Genomic DNA, 18620 nt, shown 5'->3' with positions numbered 1-18620 from the left:
GGGTAGGAACCAGACGCTCTGGAACCGACGGGCCGGAAGGAACGCGATGCTGCCGGGAACGTCCCCGAACGCGACGGTGCTCGACTCCGCCACCCGTGACCGGACCCGCGTCCTGCTGCTGTTCAGCCTCTCCGGACGGCTCCGCCCCCGGGACACCGCCCTCGGCGCCCTCGTCGACCGCTACGACTACGGCCGCTTCGCCTCCCACCTGATGACCAGCCAGGACGTACTCCCCGTCCCGGTCCTCGACGAACAGGCCGCGCCCCGTCGGCTGCGGCTGCCGCACGGCGACCACGGCCTGGGCCTCGCGTCCCTGCGGATCCTCGTCGTCGCCACCCCGCGCGGCGACGCCACCCTGGTCGTGGACTGCGCCTTCGCGGGCGAGACCACGGCCGGCGACCTCGCCGCCTGGCTGGCCACGACCTGCTTCGACCGGGAGCGCATCGAACTCGACGACCGCCCGCTCCTCCAGACGCTGACCGAGCAGCTCGGCCGCCCGCTCGCCCTCGGCCAGAACGTGCACCAACTCGTCTTCCCCGGCGGACGGTTACAACGCGAACTGCTCAGCGCGGACGTGGACCGCAAGGCGATCCTGCTGAACGAGATCGTCTACCGCGGCCGGATGCCCTGGAACCCCGCCACGCCCTACGACGCGAGCCTCGCGCCGCACCTCAGGAACCACGGCCTCACCCTGTCCGCCCTCGGCCGGGGCGTCTCCGTCCAGGCCGGCTGGGCCCCGCACGTCGAGAACGGCCTGATGCTCGTCGCCGTCGGCATGGTCTCCGCCCTCGCCGTGCTCCAGCGCACCCGGCTCGCCGCCTTCGCGATGATGAAGGCCAACGAGCAGGCCCTGACCGACTCGCCCACCGAGATCCGCTCCCTGATCTCCCGCCTGTCCGCGGGCGTCAACGAACTCCAGCTGGACCTCGCCTTCGGCGTCGAGGCCTACGTCGACAGCCTGCTGATCCCCGAGATGGTCATGGAGGCCTTCCAGTCCTCGCAGCGCGACGCGCTCGGCATCCGCGACAGCCTGGAGAACTCGGCCCGCATGGTCGAGCGCCTGACCTCGGTGATCAGCGCCCGCTCCGCCGCCCTGGACGCCGAACTCGCCGAGCGCGACGAGCGCCGCGACCGCACCGTGTCCGGTCTCGTCGCCGCCGCCACACTGATCGCCCTGCCGCCGACCCTGCTGCTCGCCTTCTTCGGCGTGAACGGCACGAACGTCGACGACCACCGCTCCATCCTCGACCTGCGCGCCTACGGCACGGCCTACGCGCTGGCCTGGCTCCCCTTCGTCGTCCTCGTCGTGATCGGATACGTCCTGCTCAGACGCATCAGCACCCGATCGGGCTCACTGCTGCCGACGTCCGACGACGACGCCGTACCCGTACCGCCCCCACGCCCGCCCTCCGGGAGCCCCCGACCATGACGCCACGCCCCGCCGTCTCCGCCCACCGGGGCGGCTCCGAGCGCGCCGACGCCGCCACCTGGGAGGCGTACAAGGACGCGCTGGAGTCCGGCGCGGAGTATGCCGAGTTCGACATCCGCCGCACGGCCGACGGTGTTCTCGTCGTCTACCACGACCCCCGGGTGGGGCCCACCGGGCCGCCGCTGTCCCGGCTCACGCACACCGAGCTGAGCGAGCGGGCCGGCTACGACGTGCCGGTGGTGGACGAGGTCATGGCACTGATCGCCGGGCGGCTCGTGGCGCACCTGGACCTCAAGGAGGTGGGCTACGAGCAGGAGGTGGTCGACCGGGCGGTGGCCCTGCTCGGTACGGACGGGCTTGTCGTGACGACGCTGGAGGACCGTTCCGTCGCCGCCGTGACGCGGGCCTTCCCCGGGGTGCGCACCGCGCTGTCACTGGGGCGCGACCGCAGGGACCTGGCCCTGGCCCGGCTGCCCGGGACCCGGCTGAGCGAGCTGTTCCCCGCCCGCCGGATCAGCGCCTGCGGCGCCCACGGCGTCGCCGTGCACCAGCGGCTGGCCAGGACCACCGTGCTGCGCGAGGCGACCCGGCGCGGCCTGTTCACCATGGTGTGGACGGTCAACGACGACACCCTGATGCGGGCGTTCCTCACCCACCCGCGCGTGGACGTGCTGGTCACGGACCGGCCCCGGCGGGCCGTGGCCCTGCGCGGGCCCATCACCCCTTCGCGGCATTGACAACGGCGCACTCAAGTTTTGTGCTGGAAAATGGGGAGTGAGTGGCCAGTGCCCTGACGGAAGGGGACAGCGATGGGACGAGCGGTCGGGATCGACCTCGGGACCACGAACTCGGTGGTGGCCGTGCTGGAGGGCGGTGAGCCCACGGTCATCGCCAACGCGGAGGGGGCCAGGACCACACCCTCGGTCGTGGCGTTCGCAAAGAACGGCGAGGTGCTGGTCGGGGAGGTCGCCAAACGCCAGGCCGTGACGAACGTGGAGCGCACCGCCCGCTCGGTCAAGCGCTACATGGGCGACGCGAGCTGGCGTTTCCCGGACCAGGGGGACGTGGACGGTACCCGCTACCGGGCGCAGGAGCTGTCCGCCCGGGTGCTGCAGAAGCTGAAGAGGGACGCGGAGTCCTACCTCGGCGAGGAGGTCACCGACGCGGTGATCACCGTCCCGGCCTACTTCGACGACACACAGCGGCAGGCGACCAAGGAGGCCGGGGAGGTCGCGGGCCTGAAGGTGCTGCGGATCATCAACGAGCCGACGGCGGCGGCGCTGGCGTACGGGCTGGACAAGGAGAACGACCAGACGGTCCTCGTCTTCGACCTCGGCGGCGGCACCTTCGACGTGTCGCTGCTGGAGATGGGCGAGGGCGTCATCGAGGTGAAGGCCACCAACGGCGACACCCACCTCGGCGGCGACGACTGGGACCAGCGGATCGTCGACTACCTCGTCAAGCGCTTCAAGGGCCAGTACGGCGTCGACCTCGGCAACGACAAGATGGCGGTGCAGCGGCTGCGCGAGGGCGCCGAGAAGGCCAAGATCGAGCTGTCCAGCTCCACCGAGACGACGATCAACCTGCCCTACATCACGGCCTCCGCCGAAGGGCCGCTGCATCTCGACGAGAAGCTGACCCGGGCCCAGTTCCAGGAGCTCACCGCCGATCTGCTCGACCGGTGCAAGGCGCCTTTCCACCAGGCGGTCGACGACGCCGGGGTGAAGCTCTCCGCGGTCGACCACGTGATTCTCGTCGGCGGTTCGACCCGGATGCCCGCGGTGACCGAGCTGGTCAAGGAACTCACCGGCAAGGAGCCGCACAAGGGCGTCAACCCCGACGAGGTCGTGGCGCTCGGTGCCGCGCTCCAGGCGGGCGTCATGCGCGGCGACGTCAAGGACGTGCTGCTGCTCGACGTCACCCCGCTGTCCCTGGGCATCGAGACCAAGGGCGGCATCATGACGAAGCTGATCGAGCGCAACACGACCATCCCGACCCGGCGTTCGGAGATCTTCACGACCGCGGCCGACAACCAGCCCTCGGTCGGCATCCAGGTCTACCAGGGCGAACGCGAGATCGCCGCCTACAACAAGAAGCTCGGCGTCTTCGACCTGACGGGCCTGCCGCCGGCACCGCGCGGCGTGCCGCAGATCGAGGTGGCCTTCGACATCGACGCCAACGGCATCATGCACGTCTCCGCCAAGGACATGGCGACCGGCCGCGAACAGAAGATGACCGTCACCGGCGGCTCGGCGCTGGGCAAGGACGACATCGACCGCATGATGCGCGAGGCCGAGCAGTACGCCGAGGAGGACCGGGGCCGCCGCGAGGCCGCCGAGACCCGCAACCAGGCCGAGCAACTCGTCTACCAGACGGAGAACTTCCTCCGCGAGAACGGCGACAAGATCCCGGCCGACACCAAGGCCGAGGTCGAGTCGGCCGTCACCGAGGTGAAGGGACAGCTGGAACAGCAGGCGGACACCGCCGCCCTGCGCACCGGGGTCGAGAAGCTCGCCTCGGTCAGCCAGAAGATGGGCCAGGCGATGTACGCCCAGGCCCAGCAGGCACCCACCGAGGAGTCTCCTGGCACCGCGCAGGAGGAGGGCGTGGTCGACGCGGAGATCGTGGACGAGGAGAAGGGCGGCCGGGACGAGAAGGGCGGCGCGGCCTAGGGCGAGCCGGCCCGGCAGGTCTACGACGGGGTCCGGCGTCCTGGGGCGGCGGGCGGCAGTGTCACGCACACCGCGTCCAGGACGGTCGCGTACAGCGTGCCGAAGTCGGTGAGCCTGGAGCGGAGCCGGTCCAGACCGTCGCGGTGGCCCGTCAGGAGCTGGATGTCGCCGGTGCGGGCCGCGCACTCGAGGACCGCGGGCAGGAAGTCCGGCGGTTCCTCGCCGGTCGTCTCCAAGCCGTGCGCGCGGTACAGCTCCTCGGAGGGTGCCGGTGCCGCCTCGCGCCAGACGCTCAGATACAGGCTGTGGTCCGGCTGCGCCTCGAAGACCTCGATGTAGTGCGCGGCCAGTTCACGCGGTGGGGTGACCGCCGCGTGGTCGGCGAACTCCCTCAGCTGCGGGGCGGCTTCGCGCAGCAGTGGCAGTCGGGCACGGAAGTCGTCGTCGGGGAACATCAGGCACAGCGCGGCAGCCTGGTACAGCACCTCGAATCCGGGCATCGGACCTCCTTCGCGTGTGCCCCCGTCATCCCGACGCTAGGGGCGGGCAGAGGGGCACACCCGTCGGCGGGGTCCGTACGGGTCAGGTCACGTGCGGCCGACTCACCCTGCGGGGATCCGCCGCAGGGTCCGGAACCGGTGGCTGAAAAACGCCGCCGGGACGGGGCGCGGCATTGGGTGGATCCACTCGAGTGCAACCAGAGTGGCCAGTTCGCCTTCGTGGAGCTGGAGACCGGGCAGCCGATCTCGGAGGCGGTCGCCCAGTGGCTGTCCTAGCCCGGCTCCCGAGCCGTTCAGAAGCTGTCGTGGTACTCCCGCAGCAGCTCCTCCGTGCGCTGGGCGGAACCGGCGCGGGCCGTCATGTGGTCCAGGACCTCCAGATGCGCGGAGACCTCCTTGCGGGAGTCCAGGTACAGCGCGCCCGTCAGATACTCGGTGAAGACCATGTCGGGGAGCTCGGGCTCGGCGAAGCGGAACAGCGAGAACGGGGCGTACGTCCCTGGGTGCGGGCCGTCCTTGAACTCGGCGATCTGGAGCGTGACCCGGTCGCGCGCGGCGTATTCCAGCAGCTTGTCCAGCTGGTCGCGCATCACCTGGCCGTCGACGCTCACCGGGCGGCGCAGCACCGTCTCGTCCATGATCACCCACAGGTGCGGCGGGTTCTCGCGCTCCAGGAGCCGCTGCCGCTCCATGCGCAGCGACACGTGCCGCTCCACGGCCTCCGGTCCCGCGTTCGCGATGGTGCCGGCCTCCAGCACCGCACGCGCGTACCCCTCGGTCTGCAGCAGCCCGGGCACGAAGTGCGGCTCGTAGGACCGGATGATCCGGGCGGCGCCCTCCAGGCTCACGTACAGGCTGAACCACTCCGGCAGCACGTCGTGGAACCGCTGCCACCAGCCCGGCCGGTTCGCCTCCTCGGCGAGGTCGACGAACGCGGTCACCTCGTCCTCGGCCACGCCGTACGCGGTCAGCAGGATCTGCACGTACGGGATCTTCAGCGCGACGTCGGCGGTCTCCATCCGCCGGACCGTCGCGGGGGCGACGCGCAGCACCCGGGCGGCCTCGTCACGACCGACGCCCGCCGCCTCGCGCAGCTCCTGCAGCCGCTTGCCCAGCACCACCTGGCCCACGGTGGGTGCGGCCCGCCGTTCACTCACGCCACGCCTCCCCAACGCGCCCAAGCCTGCGATCAGTCTGTCACGTACCGCCGACAGTCTCCCAGGGGCCGACGGTGAGGAGATCACGGAAGACGACGTGTCGCCGGCGCATTACCCCGCGGGTAATGGACCGGGCGCGGCCGGAACGGGATCGTGAACGTACCGGGCCCCGGGCCGGCGCACTCCGGCCCGGGGCCCGGCTCCCAGCCGCACCATGACCCGACGGAGGGTGATGCCCCATGTCCGCGATCCAGCTCGCCGCACTCGCCCGGACCTCCGAGCCGCAGTCGATGCTGCGCCGCTTCCTGGCCCTGGACGCCGCGGTGACCGGCGCCAACGCCCTCGCCTACCTCGCGTTCCCCGGCCCCCTGGGGCGCTTCTTCGGCGTCGACTCCACGCTGCTGCTCGCACTGGGCGCGTTCCTCGCGGTCTACGCGGCGGGCGTCGGCCTGCTGGCTTCCCGCCGGCACCCAACGGCGCTGGGTGTGCGGGCCGTCGTCGAGGCCAACCTCGCCTGGACGGTCGTGAGCCTCGTGGCCCTGGCGCTGTGGCTCACGCCGAGCACGGCGGGGGCCGTGTGGACGGTGCTCCAGGCACTGACCGTGGCCGGGTTCGCCGTCCTGCAGCACACGGCACTGAAGGCACGTCAGGACAGCAGCGACTGAAGGTACTTGGCCGTCGCGGGGTCGGCCGGGAGGAGCGTCTCGATGGCCAGCTCGGCGACGGTCACGTCCATCGGGGTGTTGAACGTGGAGATCGAGGAGATGAACGACAGCGTCCGCCCCTCGTGCTCGATCCGCAGCGGCAGCGCGAAGTACGGCACCGGCTCCGAGGGCTCCTGAGGCCCGGCCCCCGGATCCTCCTCGGGCACCGGATACGCGGCCACCTCCTCGTACAGCTCCCGCAGCGGCTCGGAGCGGTGCAGCGCGATCTGCCGCTCCATCTGCTCCAGAAGGTGACCGCGCCAGGCGCGCAGGTTGCGGATGCGGGGGGCCAGGCCCCGCGGGTGCAGGGCGAGCCGCATCGCGTTCAGCGGCGGCTCGAGCAGGGACGCGCAGACGCCGTCGACCAGCGTCATGATCCCCCGGTTGGCCGCCACCACGTTGTAGAGCGCGTCCACCACCAGCGCCGGATACGGCTCGTAGCCACCGATCAGCCGCTCGATGCCCTCGCGCAGCGCGTCCAGCGCCGGGTCGTCCAGCGGCGTCTCCGGGTAGCGCGGGGCGTAACCGGCCGCCAGCAGCAGCGTGTTGCGCTCCCGCACGGGGATGTCCAGATGCTCGGCCAGCCGCAGCACCATCTCCTCGCTGGGCCGGGACCGGCCCGTCTCGACGAAGCTGATGTGCCGGGCCGAGGAGTCCGCGCGCAGCGCCAGCTCCAGCTGGCTGACCCGGCGCTGCTCCCGCCAGGCCCGCAGCAGCGGACCCACGCCCTGGCCGGCCGTGGACGGGTGAGTGGTCATGTCAGGACCGTAGTCGAGAACCGGCCGTGCCGGACAGGCGCACGCCTCTGACCAGGGTCTCGGGCGCCCCGCTGTGGCAGGCTGAGAGGACACCGAGGACCCCGGCGCAAGGGAAGGAGCGCAGCCCATGCCCGTCGAACCGCTGTCGCAGAAGGAGGTCGAGGACCGGCTGGCCGAGCTGCCGGGCTGGTCGCTCGACGGAGACCGCCTCACCCGCTCCTACCGGCTCGGCTCGCATTTCGCGGCGACGGCGATGGTCGTGCACATCGCCCAGGTCCAGGAGGAGCTCGGCCACCACTCCGACCTCACACTGGGCTACAACACCGTCGCGCTGTCCGTCCACACCCACAGCGCGGGCGGCGCCGTCACCGAGAAGGACTTCGAGCTCGCCCGCAGGGTGGAGGACCTGGCCCCCGGGCACGGGGCACACTGACCGCGTGCTCGACTACGACAAGGAAGCGGAGCGGTACGACGCCTCGCGCGGCGGCGAGCCCAGGGCGGCCGCCGCCGCGGAGGCGGTACTGAGCCTCGTACCGCCGGACACCCGCAGCCTGCTCGACCTCGGCTGCGGCACCGGCATAGTGACCCGGCGGCTCGCGGCCGCACGCGACGGCATGCGGGTGGCCGGGGTGGACCTCGCCCTCGCGATGGCCCGGCAGGCCGCCGCCCGGCTGCCCGGTGCGGTCGTGCTCGCCGACAGCAGGCGGCTGCCCTTCCGGGACGGGGAGTTCGACGCCGTCAGCAGCGTGTGGCTGCTGCACCTGGCCGCCGGGCCCGCCGATGTGCGGACCATCGTCGGCGAGTGCGCCCGGGTGCTGCGGCCCGGCGGGGTCTACGTCACCACGGTCGACAAGGCCGCTTCCCACAACGTGGGCAGTGACATCGATGTCGTCCTGTCCTCCCGTCCACCGAGCCCGGTCCGGGACGGAGCGGCGGACGTCGTGTCCCACGCCGCCGGACACGGCCTGGTCCCGGCCGGGCAGGCCTGTTTCCGGGGCCACGGGCAGGGCCGCAGCCCCCGCCGTACGGTGGCCGACCTCAGGCGCGGCTGGTTCGTCACGCTGCCGCCCGGCGACCCGCTCGCCGACGGCTTCGCCACCCGGCTGGCTGAACTCCCCGACCAGGACCGGCCGCGCCCCGACCCGGTCTTCACGCTCCGGGCGTTCCGCAAGCCGATGGACCCTCCGGCCGGGTGAAGTCCGTGATCCAGTCGGTCCAGCTCGGCGCCGGCTCGGTCCTGACCGCCGCCCAGCTCGAACCGGCGACGAGGAGTTCTCCCACCCCGGCGACTTCGGCCCGGCGTGGGCGGCGGTCCGCCGCGACGGACGTACGGACGAGGACGGCTGGACGCGTGCCACGGTCCCCGTCGAGTCCGTCGAGCATTACGGCAACTCCCGCGCCCCCGGCGGCGACTGAGAGGCGGAACCCGCCCGTCCTCCCAGGAGGTCCGTCACGTGAAGCACCCCCACAGGCACCGCAGACGCCGTGTGCTCCTCCCCGTGGCCGTGGCCACGGCTGCGCTCGTCGGCGCAGGCCTGACCACGTTCGCCACCGACGACACCGCCGAGGCCGCCGCCACCGCACGGCAGGTCGAGAAGCTCGACCGGGGCGTGGTCAGCGTCCACACCGGCAGCGGCAACCTGGTCAGCTGGCGCTGGCTCGGCACCGACCCGGACAACGTCTCCTTCAACGTCTACCGGGCCGGTACGAAGGTCAACTCCACGCCGGTCACCGGCTCCACGAACTACTTCCACTCCGGCGCACCCGCCCAGGCCGACTACACCGTCCGCGCGGTCGTGAACGGCACGGAGCAGGGCGACTCGGTGCACGCGGTCCAGTTCCGCACCGGCTACAAGGACGTGCCCATCTCCCCGCCCGCCGGCGGCACCGCACCGGGCAACTCGGCGTACACCTACGAGGCCAACGACGCCTCCCTCGGCGACCTCGACGGCGACGGCGCCCTGGACATCGTCCTGAAGTGGCAGCCCACCAACGCCAAGGACAACTCCCAGTCCGGCTACACCGGCAACACCATCGTCGACGGCATCAAGCTCGACGGCACCCGGCTGTGGCGCGTCGACCTGGGCCGCAACATCCGCTCCGGCGCCCACTACACGCAGTTCCAGGTGTACGACTACGACGGCGACGGCAAGGCCGAGGTCGCCATGAAGACCGCCGACGGCACCAAGGACGGCACCGGCGCGGTCATCGGCAGCTCCTCGGCCGACCACCGCAACTCCGGCGGCTATGTGCTGTCCGGCCCCGAGTTCCTGACCATGTTCAACGGCCGGACGGGCAAGGCGATGCAGAGCGTCGACTACGTCCCGGCCCGCGGCACCGTCTCCTCCTGGGGCGACAACTACGGCAACCGCGTCGACCGCTTCCTCGCGGGCACGGCCTACCTCGACGGCTCCCGCCCCTCCCTGATCATGGCGCGCGGCTACTACACCCGCACGGTGATCGCCGCCTGGGACTGGCGGAACGGCTCCTTCACCCGCCGCTGGACCTTCGACACCAACTCCTCCACCAACAGCGGCAAGGGCTATGACGGCCAGGGCAACCACAGCCTGTCCGTCGCGGACGTCGACGCGGACGGGAAGGACGAGATCGTCTACGGCGCGATGACCGTGGACGACAACGGCAACGGGCTCTGGACCACCAAACTGGGCCACGGCGACGCCGGTCACGTCGGCGACCTCAACCCGTCCCGCGCGGGCCTGGAGTACTTCAAGGTCTCGGAGAGCACCAGCCAGCCCGGCTCCTGGATGGCCGACGCCCGCACCGGCGCGATCCTCTGGAAGACCGCCTCCGGCGCCGACAACGGCCGCGGGGTCGCCGCCGACATCTACGCGGCCAGCGCGGGCGCCGAGGCCTGGTCCGCCGCCGACACCACCCTGCGCTCGGCGACCGGCGCCTCCCTCGGCCGGGAACCCTCCAGCATCAACTTCCTGTCCTGGTGGGACGGCGACCCCGTCCGCGAACTCCTCGACGGCACCCGCATCGACAAGTACGGCACGTCGGGCGACACCCGCCTGCTGACCGGATCCGGGGTCTCCTCCAACAACGGCACGAAGTCCACGCCCGTCCTGTCCGGCGACCTCCTCGGCGACTGGCGTGAGGAAGTCGTCTGGCGCACCGGGGACAACACGGCCCTGCGCATCTACTCGACCCCGCACGAGACGAACACGAGGATCACGACCCTGCTCCACGACACGCAGTACCGCACGGCCCTCGCGTGGCAGAACACCGCGTACAACCAGCCGCCGCACCCGAGCTTCTTCATCGGCAACGCCATGCCGACGGCTCCGAGGCCGACGGTCTACACCCCGTGAGACCCCGGTGGGTGCGTACCCCGGGGGAGCACGCACCCACCGGTCACGACAGCGGGGCCGTCAGGCGACCGTGCAGGTCTGATCACCCAGCTTGAACACGGCCGGTTTCGTGTTCGTCCCCGACCAGTTCGCCGTGAACCCGAAGCTCACCGACGAGCCCGCCGCCACGTTGGCGTTCCAGCCGATGTTCTTCGCCGTCACCGTCGAACCCGACTGCGCGGCCTCGGCGTTCCAGGCCTGGGTCAGCTTCTGCCCGTCGAGGAAGGGCCAGCTCAGCGACCAGCCGTTCCATGGGGTGGTACCGGTGTTGGTGAGCTGGACGTCCGTCTGGAAGCCGCCCGACCACTGGTTGGTGACCTTGTACGTCACCTTGCAGGCGCCCGTCGGTGTCGGGTCGGGGCCCGGCCCCGGGTCCGTCGTGCCGCCGTCGGAGCTGTCGCCGTAGATGACGCCACGGCCGTTCGTCGCGACGTATACACGGCCGTAGATCCTCGGGTCGCCGGTGATGGCCGCGCCTGTCCAACCCCACTGGTGGGCATCGTCGTTGATGCGCGTCCAGCTCGCGCCCTTGTCCGTGGAGCGGAAGATGCCGCGCACGCCGCCGATCTTCGCGCTCGTGTACAGCGTCTGGTAGGACGCGCCGGGCGCCGCCTTGCCGAAGCCGATGGTGTCGGCCTGCTCGACGTTCGAGAGCTTCGTGAAGCTCGCCCCGCCGTCCGTGGAGTGCCACAGGCCGTACGCCCCGTCACTCGCTCCGCCCGCCAGCCACACATCGCCCTTCCCGCCGGGCAGGGCCTTGAAGCGGACGCTGTCGCCGCTCGGCAGGCCGCCGGCCGGGGACTCCTTGAACGTCGCCCCGCCGTCCGTACTGACGTAGAACTTCCCTGACTTGAAGCCGTAGAAGGTCTTCGGGTCGACCCGGTCCGACTCGACGACCGCCCCGGAGGGGATACCGCCGGAGGCCTGCCACGACGTGCCGAAGCCCGTCGCGTAGTGCACGCCGGCGCCCTGCGGGCTCCACACGAACCGGCTGCCGTCGGCCGCCGCCGCGACCGTGCCGCCGCCGCTCACGCCCGAGGGGTCGGTGCCCGCGAACCAGTTGGCGCCGTTGTCCGTCGAGAACGCGATGTGCGGGCCCGAGTCCAGATTGCCTACCCGGACGACCGTGTTCGGGCTCGACTCGGCGAAGTCCAGGCTCGTGGTCGTCGTGAAGTTCGGCTGCGTGAACATCATCGACGGCACCTTGCTCAGGTCCGTGTGACGGAAGCCGCCGACATCGCCGAGCGCGCTGAGCAGCGGGGCCCCGGACGGGGGAGAGGCGAGGTCGTTGACCGCCGTCTCCTCCAGGCCCCGCACCATCGGCTTGACGGTGAACTTCCCGCCGCTGTCCCAGTTCGTGAGGTTCTCGGTGCCGTAGATCGTCGCGCCCGTCCCGTACATCAGGCGAGCGGAGTCGAACGGGTCGATCTCCATCGACTCCGTCATCCAGCCGAGCTTGGGGGTCTGTTCGGGAGGCGCCGGGTTCGCACCCCAGGTCAGCCACGGCGAGGACGAGACGTCCATCGTGTAGCGGTTCTCGCGGTCGGGGTACGACGTGTAGTCCCACGCCTTGGTCCAGGTCGCCCCGCTGTCCGTGGAGCGGAAGATCTGTGTGTCCGGCCACCAGGCGCTGTAGGCCGTGGCCATGACCGTGCCCGGCTTCTGCCGGTCCACCGTCAGCCCGCTGAAGCCGTAGAACGTGTCGGCCTCCGCCACCGGGCTGATGTTCGTCCAGCTACCGGTTCCGGTCGCGTACCGCCACAGCCGGCCCTTGCCACCGTCGTACGGGCCGCCCTTGTCGCTGTAGGCGACATAGAGGTGGCCGTTCTTCGCGTCCAGGACGCCCTTGTGGGCCAGCTGGCCCGTCGGCTGTCCGGCCAGCCGCTGCCAGGTCGCGCCCGCGTCCGTCGAGCGGTACACCGCGTTGTCCGCGTCGGCGACCCCGACGTAGAGCGTCTTCGTGGCGTTGCCCGAGGTGCCCGTGGACTCGTCGAAGGTGACCCAGACGATCCCCTGGTTGTCGGACGCGTAGCCGGACGTGTCGCTAGGGTCCTGCGCGTAGTTGCCGACGTTGGGGAAGTTCGTGACCTGCGACCAGGTGACCCCCGAGTCCGTCGACCGCCACAGCCCCTTGCCGCTGGGCGCGCCCAGGTACAGCACGCTGTTCCGGTTCGGGTCGATCGCCAGCCGCTCACCCATGCCACGCCCCGGCATGTTGCCGCCCAGCTTGAACGGCAGATTCGCCTTCTGCCAGCTCGCGCCCCGGTTCGAGGACCGCATGACCGCACCGTTCTTCGGGTCCCAGCTGTTGGTGTACGTCCCGACCGCCGCGTACACCCGGTTCGGATCGACGGAGTCGGACGCGATGCTGACGACACCCGTGTGCCCCCAGTCGTCCCATCCGACCGAGTCCAGCAACGGCGTCCAGGTCTTCGACGACTCCTGCCAGCGGTACGCGCCGCCGATGTCGGTACGGGCGTAGGCGAGGTTCTTCTCGCTGCGGTTGAAGACGATGCCGGGGACGAAGCCGCCCCCGTCGATCCGGGCGTTCTTCCAGGTGTAGGTGTCCGCGGCGAGCTTCGTCGACGGGGGATCGGCGGCCAGGGCGGAGGGCGCACCCGACAACAACCCGGCCGCCAACGCGAGCACGGCCGTGAGAATACGGGTTCTTCGCACGGTGGGGTTCCTTCCGTGAGGGGGAACGTGCGAGGGCCGGGCGGCCCCAGTGCGGGTGGAGCCGCCCGGCCGTGGCCCCGCGTCAGGTGCGGGGCCATGTACGCAGAGCTTCGGACGCTGTTTTGGGGGCGCGGGGAACTGCGCGACCAGCCACACACGGCCCGCCGACGACAACCGCACAACCCGCGGAGCGTCCGGCGGGGGCTATTCGAGAAGCTCCGCGTACGAGCCCATGGCCAAGGCGATATCCGCCTGAGCCCAGAACCGGTGGTACGTGAACGACGGAACGGCACCGCCCGACAGATAACTCTCGATCTTCGACCAGGCCGGGTCGTTCTCGTAGAAGGACCGGATCGAGTCGAACGTCGACGACGAGTTGATCGCGTCACCGTTCGGCATCGTGCCCGTCCAGCCGCTCGGGATGGGCACCGGGTCGTCGAACCGGTTGTAGTCCGCGCGGTTCTCCGGGACGGCGATCCCGAGATCGTCCTGGTGGTTCGCCCACATACCGTCCAGCAGCTTCTTCGCCGCCGCCGCGGCCTCCGTGTCACCGGAGCGGTCCGCGTAGTACGTCAGGGTCTTGGCGAACGAGGCCGCCACACCCACATCGTTGGTGTAGTCGGCGACGGTGACGTGCAGCCCGCTGTTGGCCCCGGGACTCGACGCGTTCCAGGTGTCGGGCTGGCCCGACCACTGCAGCGTCGACGGGATGCGGTAGGTGCCGTCCGGGTTGAACGTGGTCTTGGACAGCGCCCAGTCGACCCACTTGTCGAGGACCGCCTTGGCCTTCGCGTTCCCCGTCTGCTGGTACAGCTCGGCGACCCGCTCCACGGACCACGCCTGGAAGCCGAACCACTGGTTGGACGGCGGGTCGTGGTACACGGGCTTCTCGTCGTAGTACATGCCGTAGAACGTCGACTTCCCGGCGGGCGGGGTCGCGTACCGGCCCGCCCAGCTGTTGGTCGCGCCGCCCGCGATGGCGCCTTCGTCCGACTGCAGCCAGCGGTAGAACTCCAGCTGCCGGTCCATGGACTTGGCCCAGTCGGCCGCGCCCGTCGCCGACTTGGGCTTCAGCGGGGCGTAATTGCTCAGCGCGTAAGCGGCGAGCGGGTTCTGGTAGCCGCCGTGGGCGTGGCTGGAGCCGATGCGCCAGGACCAGCCGGCCGAGGTGTCGGTGGCACCGCCCCATGCGTAGTACCAGGACATCAGGTACATCGAGGCGTCCTTGCCGGTGCCGGCCGGACAGGTCGACGGCCCGACACAGTTGCCGATCTTCTTGAAGTACTTGTCGAACATGGAGTAGCGCAGGTAGTCGCCCATCTTGGCGGCCTTGCCGACGGTCGCGGACACGGCACTGCCCTTGCCCTGCTCCTTCGCCCAGATGTCCGCCCAGTACGCGGCCTGTACGGCCCGTGCGTCGGCGTCCGGGGCGTTGGTGAACTTCCACTGCTTGGCGTAGGAGGCGTCACCGGTGAACAGGTCCAGATAGCCGTTCTTGCCGCCGTACTTGAAGGCGTCGCAGGTCGGCTGCGGCACCGTCTCCCACACCGACTCCTGCGAGCCGCGCTGGAAGGTGTTGATGTACGACGGGCCGGTGTCCGAGGGGCCCGCCTCGCACTTGCCGGGCGAGTTGCCGTAGCCGTAGACGTTGTCGACGTCCTGGAGCCAGTGCATGCCGTAGACGTCGTCCGTGCCGTACGCGCTCTTCAGCTCGGCCGCGATCGGGTCAGGGCCGACCGAGACGCCGGTGTCGAGCTTGGCCGGGTACTCGCCCGGCGTGTCCAGCTCGGGTGCGTAGGTCGCCGGCTTCGATGCGTTGTAGAAGGAGTTGGTCGGCTGGTCGGCGTGGGTGGGGATCATGTACTTCTCCATGAGCTCCCACGCCCCGTTGAACTTGGCCCAGTCGCCGGTCACCTTGCCGTACATGGCCTGGAGCCAGAGGAGGTAGCTGTACGCCTCCGAGGTGGTCTCGTGGCCGTGGTCCGGCGCCTCGACGATCAGCGTCTCGACCGAGTGGTAGGGGATGCCCTCGGGGGAGAAGTAGCCGTTCGCCGGGTTGGTGATCTTCCCGTAGAGCTCGAGGAAGCGGGCGTCGTACGCCTTCGTCGCCGCCAGCTGGGTCACCGTGACCGAGGACTTGGCGTGGCCCGGTGCCGTCGACTCGAACACGGCCGAACCGGTGCCGGAGGCCGCCGCGGTGACGGTCACCTTCTGCGCGGTGTTCCAGTTCTGCGGTGTGAAGGTGAGCGAGGCGCCGCCCGTGACCGACAGGCCCGAGTTGCCGCTCGCGCGGGCCGACGTCACCGTCACGTCGGACGCCGGCTGCTTGGACAGCTTCACCTCGTAGGTGCCCGACTTGCCCGACTGGACGCCCAGTTGCAGCGGCGAGGCGACGACGGTCGGACCGGAGGAGACCGTGATACCGACCGGGGTGGAGTTCGCGGAGGCGCCCATGCTGTCGTACGCCTTCGCCACCAGGGAGTGACTGCCCGTGGTCAAGTCGGAGACCGAAAGGGAGTAAGGCGCACTCGTGTCCGTGCCCAGCAGCTTGGTGTCGTCGTAGAACTCCACCTTGCTGATCGTGGCGTTGTCCGCGGCAGCCGCGGTGGCAGCCAGCGGAACCGCCTCGCCCTGGGTGTACACGGCGCCCGCGGCCGGGCTGGTCAGCACGGCGATCGGCGGCTGGTGCGCGCCGGTGCAGGGGGTGCCGTTGACCGCGAAGGACGTCGGCGCGGCGTTGGTGCCGCTGTAGGTGAACTGGGCGCCGGTGGAGACGGCGGCGCCCGCGGCGACCCGCGCGTTGTGAGGGGCGTTCTTGACGGTGACGTTCTGGCCGGACTGCGACCAGGTGCCGTTCCAGCCGTTCCCCAGCTTCTGGTTGCCGGAGTAGGCGTAGGTCAGCGTCCAGCCGTCGATGGCGTCCGTGCCGCGGTTGGTGAGGGTCAGGTCCGCGGTGAAGCCGGAGCCCCAGTCGTTCGTCTTGTAATCGACACTGCACTGAAGTGCGGCCGCCTGCGCGGTGGTCGACCCTGAGGAGAGCATCGTCAACGGAAGCGCGAGAGCTGCGACGGCGGCGATCCACACGCGCCGTACCGCTCCGCGTCTCCGGGGTGGGGGATGCATGGTGCTGGTTCCTCCTTGCGGCTCGGAGAAGTCAAGGCTTGAACCAGTGGGAGCGCTCCCATCGTGAGGACGGGTGTGGAATCGGTCAAGGGCCTTGAAGAGTCGAAAAGATTCGACGCCGCATGTTGAGCGAAAGTCAGCGACTCCCCTGTTCTTTGCAGACACTTGGCGCTACCTTCCTTGACACCAGTGGGAGCGGTTCCATCAGTCGACGCGTCCGTCACGGCGTGCCCGGCCTGCAAGGAGTCGCTCATGCGACACCTCTCGCGTTCAGTACTTTGAGCCGCCCCCAGCGCGGTCGTCCCCGTCTGCGCGAGTGCCCTGCCGGTTCCTCAGTTCCTCATGTCCTTGTCGGAGCGCGCCCTGAACGGCTGACACCCCCACCAGCGAAAGGGAAACCCGCACTCATGAGCCGTACGAGAACAGCGTTACTGGCCGCCATGGCCCTGGTCGCCGGCGCGACCGGCACGGCGTTCGCCGTGGACCCGGGCGGCGCCGAGGTCGCCGCCGTCCCCTGCACCGTCGACTACAAGATCCAGAACCAGTGGAGCACCGGCTTCACCGCCGCCGTGACCGTCACCAACAACAGCGCCGCCAAGTCGTCGTGGTCGCTGAAGTGGTCCTACGCCGGCAACCAGAAGGTCACCAGCGGCTGGAACGCCAAGCTGAGCCAGAGCGGTGCCGCCGTCACCGCGGCCAACGAGAGCTACAACGCCCAGCTGGCGAACGGAGGTTCGGTCAGTTTCGGCTTCCAGGGCAGCTACAGCGGCAGCAACGCGATCCCGGCCACCTTCACCCTCGACGGCGTGACCTGCAACGTCGACAGCGGCGGCCCCGGCGGCCCCACGGATCCGCCGGACCCTGGCGGCCCCGCCAACCGGGTCAACAACCCTTATGACGGCGCCAAGGTGTACGTGAACCCGGAGTGGTCCGAGAAGGCCGCCGCCGAGCCGGGCGGCAGCCGTGTCTCCAACCAGCCCACGGGTGTCTGGCTGGACCGGACCGCGGCCGTCAACGGCGCGGGCGGCAAGATGGGCCTGCGCGCCCATCTCGACGAGGCACTGCGCCAGAAGGGCTCCGGCGAACTGGTCGTCCAGCTCGTCATCTACAACCTGCCCGGCCGTGACTGCTCCGCCCTCGCCTCCAACGGCGAACTCGGCCCGACGGAGATCGACCGGTACAAGACGGAGTACATCGACCCGATCAAGACGATCCTCGCCGACTCGAAGTACTCCTCGTTGCGGATCGTCACCACGGTCGAGATCGACTCGCTGCCGAACCTCGTCACCAACACCGGCAGCCGCCCGACGGCCGTCCCGCAGTGCGACGTGATGAAGGCCAACGGCAACTATGTCAAGGGCGTCGGCTACGCGCTCAACAAGCTCGGCGACGTGCCCAACGTCTACAACTACGTCGACGCCGGGCACCACGGCTGGATCGGCTGGGACGACAACTTCGGCCCTACCGCCACCATCATGAAGGAGGCGGCGACGGCCGAGGGCGCCACGGTGAACGACGTCCACGGCTTCATCACCAACACGGCGAACTACAGCGCCCTGAAGGAGGACAACTTCACCATCAACGACACCGTGGCCGGCAAGTCCGTCCGCGAGTCGAAGTGGCTCGACTGGAACCGCTACGTGGACGAGCTGTCCTACGCCCAGGCGTTCCGCAACCAGCTGGTCTCGTCGGGCTTCAACTCGAACATCGGCATGCTGATCGACACCTCCCGCAACGGTTGGGGCGGCACCGCACGGCCCACCGGACCGGGCGCTACGACCAGCGTCGACACGTATGTCGACGGCGGGCGCTACGACCGCCGCTTCAACGGCGGCAACTGGTGCAACCAGTCCGGAGCCGGTCTCGGCGAGCGTCCGCAGGCCGCCCCGGCGGCGGGGATCGACGCCTACGTGTGGATGAAGCCCCCGGGTGAGTCCGACGGGGCGAGCAAGGCCATCCCGAACGACGAGGGCAAGGGCTTCGACCGCATGTGCGACCCGACCTACACAGGCAACCCGCGCAACAACCACAACATGTCCGGTGCTCTGGCGGACGCGCCGCTGTCCGGGCACTGGTTCTCCGCCCAGTTCCGGCAGCTGATGCAGAACGCGTACCCGCCGCTGTCCTGACCGGCTGACACTCCGTCCCCACGGGTCCGCCGGGGCTTCGGCCCCGGCGGATCATTTTGGCGGGGGCGGCAACAACGGTGGCCTTCTCCCGGTGCGTCGGC

General features: G+C 70.3%; 13 protein-coding genes. 8 read left to right on the top strand and 5 right to left on the bottom strand.

What is annotated here, in order from left to right:
- The first annotated feature begins 46 nt into the window (after positions 1-46).
- From OG542_RS06700 to dnaK, 3 genes are all read left to right on the top strand, one after another.
- The gene (locus OG542_RS06700; RefSeq protein WP_311128640.1) at positions 47-1429 is read left to right on the top strand and encodes a hypothetical protein; all 1383 of its coding nucleotides are present in this window, start codon (positions 47-49) and stop codon (positions 1427-1429) included.
- Positions 1426-2166, top strand: a complete 741-nt coding sequence (locus OG542_RS06695; protein WP_328409080.1) for a glycerophosphodiester phosphodiesterase family protein — start codon at positions 1426-1428, stop codon at positions 2164-2166. The genes OG542_RS06700 and OG542_RS06695 overlap by 4 nt, the downstream gene beginning before the upstream one ends.
- Before the next feature lie 72 nt (positions 2167-2238).
- Positions 2239-4101 carry a molecular chaperone DnaK gene (gene dnaK, locus OG542_RS06690; RefSeq protein ID WP_328409078.1) on the top strand — a complete coding sequence of 621 codons (1863 nt, stop codon included), beginning with the start codon at positions 2239-2241 and terminating at the stop codon, positions 4099-4101.
- 20 nt (positions 4102-4121) lie between these two features.
- On the opposite strand, the gene OG542_RS06685 is transcribed toward dnaK, so the two are convergent.
- Both OG542_RS06685 and OG542_RS06680 read right to left on the bottom strand, forming a co-directional pair.
- Complete coding sequence (locus OG542_RS06685) at positions 4122-4601, bottom strand: nitrate reductase molybdenum cofactor assembly chaperone (protein ID WP_311128643.1); 480 nt, start codon at positions 4599-4601, stop codon at positions 4122-4124.
- 293 nt (positions 4602-4894) lie between these two features.
- Positions 4895-5758 carry a helix-turn-helix domain-containing protein gene (locus OG542_RS06680; RefSeq protein WP_328409075.1) on the bottom strand — a complete coding sequence of 288 codons (864 nt, stop codon included), beginning with the start codon at positions 5756-5758 and terminating at the stop codon, positions 4895-4897.
- A 239-nt stretch (positions 5759-5997) separates the two neighbouring features.
- On the opposite strand from OG542_RS06680, the gene OG542_RS06675 reads away from it, so the two are divergent.
- The gene (locus OG542_RS06675; protein WP_328409073.1) at positions 5998-6423 is read left to right on the top strand and encodes a hypothetical protein; all 426 of its coding nucleotides are present in this window, start codon (positions 5998-6000) and stop codon (positions 6421-6423) included.
- Here OG542_RS06675 and OG542_RS06670 read toward each other — a convergent pair.
- On the bottom strand, positions 6405-7220 hold the full coding sequence (locus OG542_RS06670; protein ID WP_328409071.1) for a helix-turn-helix domain-containing protein: 816 nt from the start codon (positions 7218-7220) through the stop codon (positions 6405-6407). The two genes, OG542_RS06675 and OG542_RS06670, sit on opposite strands and share 19 nt — an antisense overlap.
- Before the next feature lie 127 nt (positions 7221-7347).
- On the opposite strand from OG542_RS06670, the gene OG542_RS06665 reads away from it, so the two are divergent.
- The 3 genes from OG542_RS06665 (at position 7348) to OG542_RS06655 (ending at position 10552) form a co-directional block, all read left to right on the top strand.
- The gene (locus OG542_RS06665) at positions 7348-7653 is read left to right on the top strand and encodes a 4a-hydroxytetrahydrobiopterin dehydratase (protein ID WP_328409069.1); all 306 of its coding nucleotides are present in this window, start codon (positions 7348-7350) and stop codon (positions 7651-7653) included.
- A 4-nt stretch (positions 7654-7657) separates the two neighbouring features.
- Positions 7658-8416: a class I SAM-dependent methyltransferase gene (locus OG542_RS06660; RefSeq protein ID WP_328409067.1), complete on the top strand. Its 759-nt coding sequence runs from the start codon at positions 7658-7660 to the stop codon at positions 8414-8416.
- 258 nt (positions 8417-8674) lie between these two features.
- A complete protein-coding gene (locus OG542_RS06655; protein ID WP_328409065.1) occupies positions 8675-10552 on the top strand; it encodes a rhamnogalacturonan lyase in 1878 nt (625 codons plus the stop codon).
- A 60-nt stretch (positions 10553-10612) separates the two neighbouring features.
- Here the strand turns inward: OG542_RS06655 and OG542_RS06650 are convergent, their stop codons facing one another.
- Positions 10613-13267 carry a cellulose binding domain-containing protein gene (locus OG542_RS06650; RefSeq protein ID WP_328409063.1) on the bottom strand — a complete coding sequence of 885 codons (2655 nt, stop codon included), beginning with the start codon at positions 13265-13267 and terminating at the stop codon, positions 10613-10615.
- A 204-nt stretch (positions 13268-13471) separates the two neighbouring features.
- Positions 13472-16390: a glycoside hydrolase family 48 protein gene (locus OG542_RS06645; protein ID WP_328409061.1), complete on the bottom strand. Its 2919-nt coding sequence runs from the start codon at positions 16388-16390 to the stop codon at positions 13472-13474.
- A 407-nt stretch (positions 16391-16797) separates the two neighbouring features.
- On the opposite strand from OG542_RS06645, the gene OG542_RS06640 reads away from it, so the two are divergent.
- Positions 16798-18519 (top strand): glycoside hydrolase family 6 protein, encoded by a 1722-nt coding sequence (locus tag OG542_RS06640; RefSeq protein WP_328409059.1) that lies wholly within the window; start codon positions 16798-16800, stop codon positions 18517-18519.
- Positions 18520-18620: the final 101 nt, after the last annotated feature.

The sequence above is a fragment of the Streptomyces violaceus genome, assembly GCF_036014075.1.
GTDB classification, from domain to species: Bacteria; Actinomycetota; Actinomycetes; order Streptomycetales; family Streptomycetaceae; genus Streptomyces; species Streptomyces violaceus.
Note: the sequence above shows the minus strand (reverse complement) of the source record. Positions and strands in the feature narration are given on the sequence as shown.

Coding starts and splice junctions, on each gene's coding strand:
- OG542_RS06645 (WP_328409061.1), bottom strand. CDS start 16,390: ATGCATCCCCCACCCCGGAGACGCGGAGCGGTACGGCGCGTGTGGATC.
- OG542_RS06670 (WP_328409071.1), bottom strand. CDS start 7,220: ATGACCACTCACCCGTCCACGGCCGGCCAGGGCGTGGGTCCGCTGCTG.
- dnaK (WP_328409078.1), top strand. CDS start 2,239: ATGGGACGAGCGGTCGGGATCGACCTCGGGACCACGAACTCGGTGGTG.
- OG542_RS06700 (WP_311128640.1), top strand. CDS start 47: ATGCTGCCGGGAACGTCCCCGAACGCGACGGTGCTCGACTCCGCCACC.
- OG542_RS06665 (WP_328409069.1), top strand. CDS start 7,348: ATGCCCGTCGAACCGCTGTCGCAGAAGGAGGTCGAGGACCGGCTGGCC.
- OG542_RS06640 (WP_328409059.1), top strand. CDS start 16,798: ATGAGCCGTACGAGAACAGCGTTACTGGCCGCCATGGCCCTGGTCGCC.
- OG542_RS06685 (WP_311128643.1), bottom strand. CDS start 4,601: ATGCCCGGATTCGAGGTGCTGTACCAGGCTGCCGCGCTGTGCCTGATG.
- OG542_RS06675 (WP_328409073.1), top strand. CDS start 5,998: ATGTCCGCGATCCAGCTCGCCGCACTCGCCCGGACCTCCGAGCCGCAG.
- OG542_RS06695 (WP_328409080.1), top strand. CDS start 1,426: ATGACGCCACGCCCCGCCGTCTCCGCCCACCGGGGCGGCTCCGAGCGC.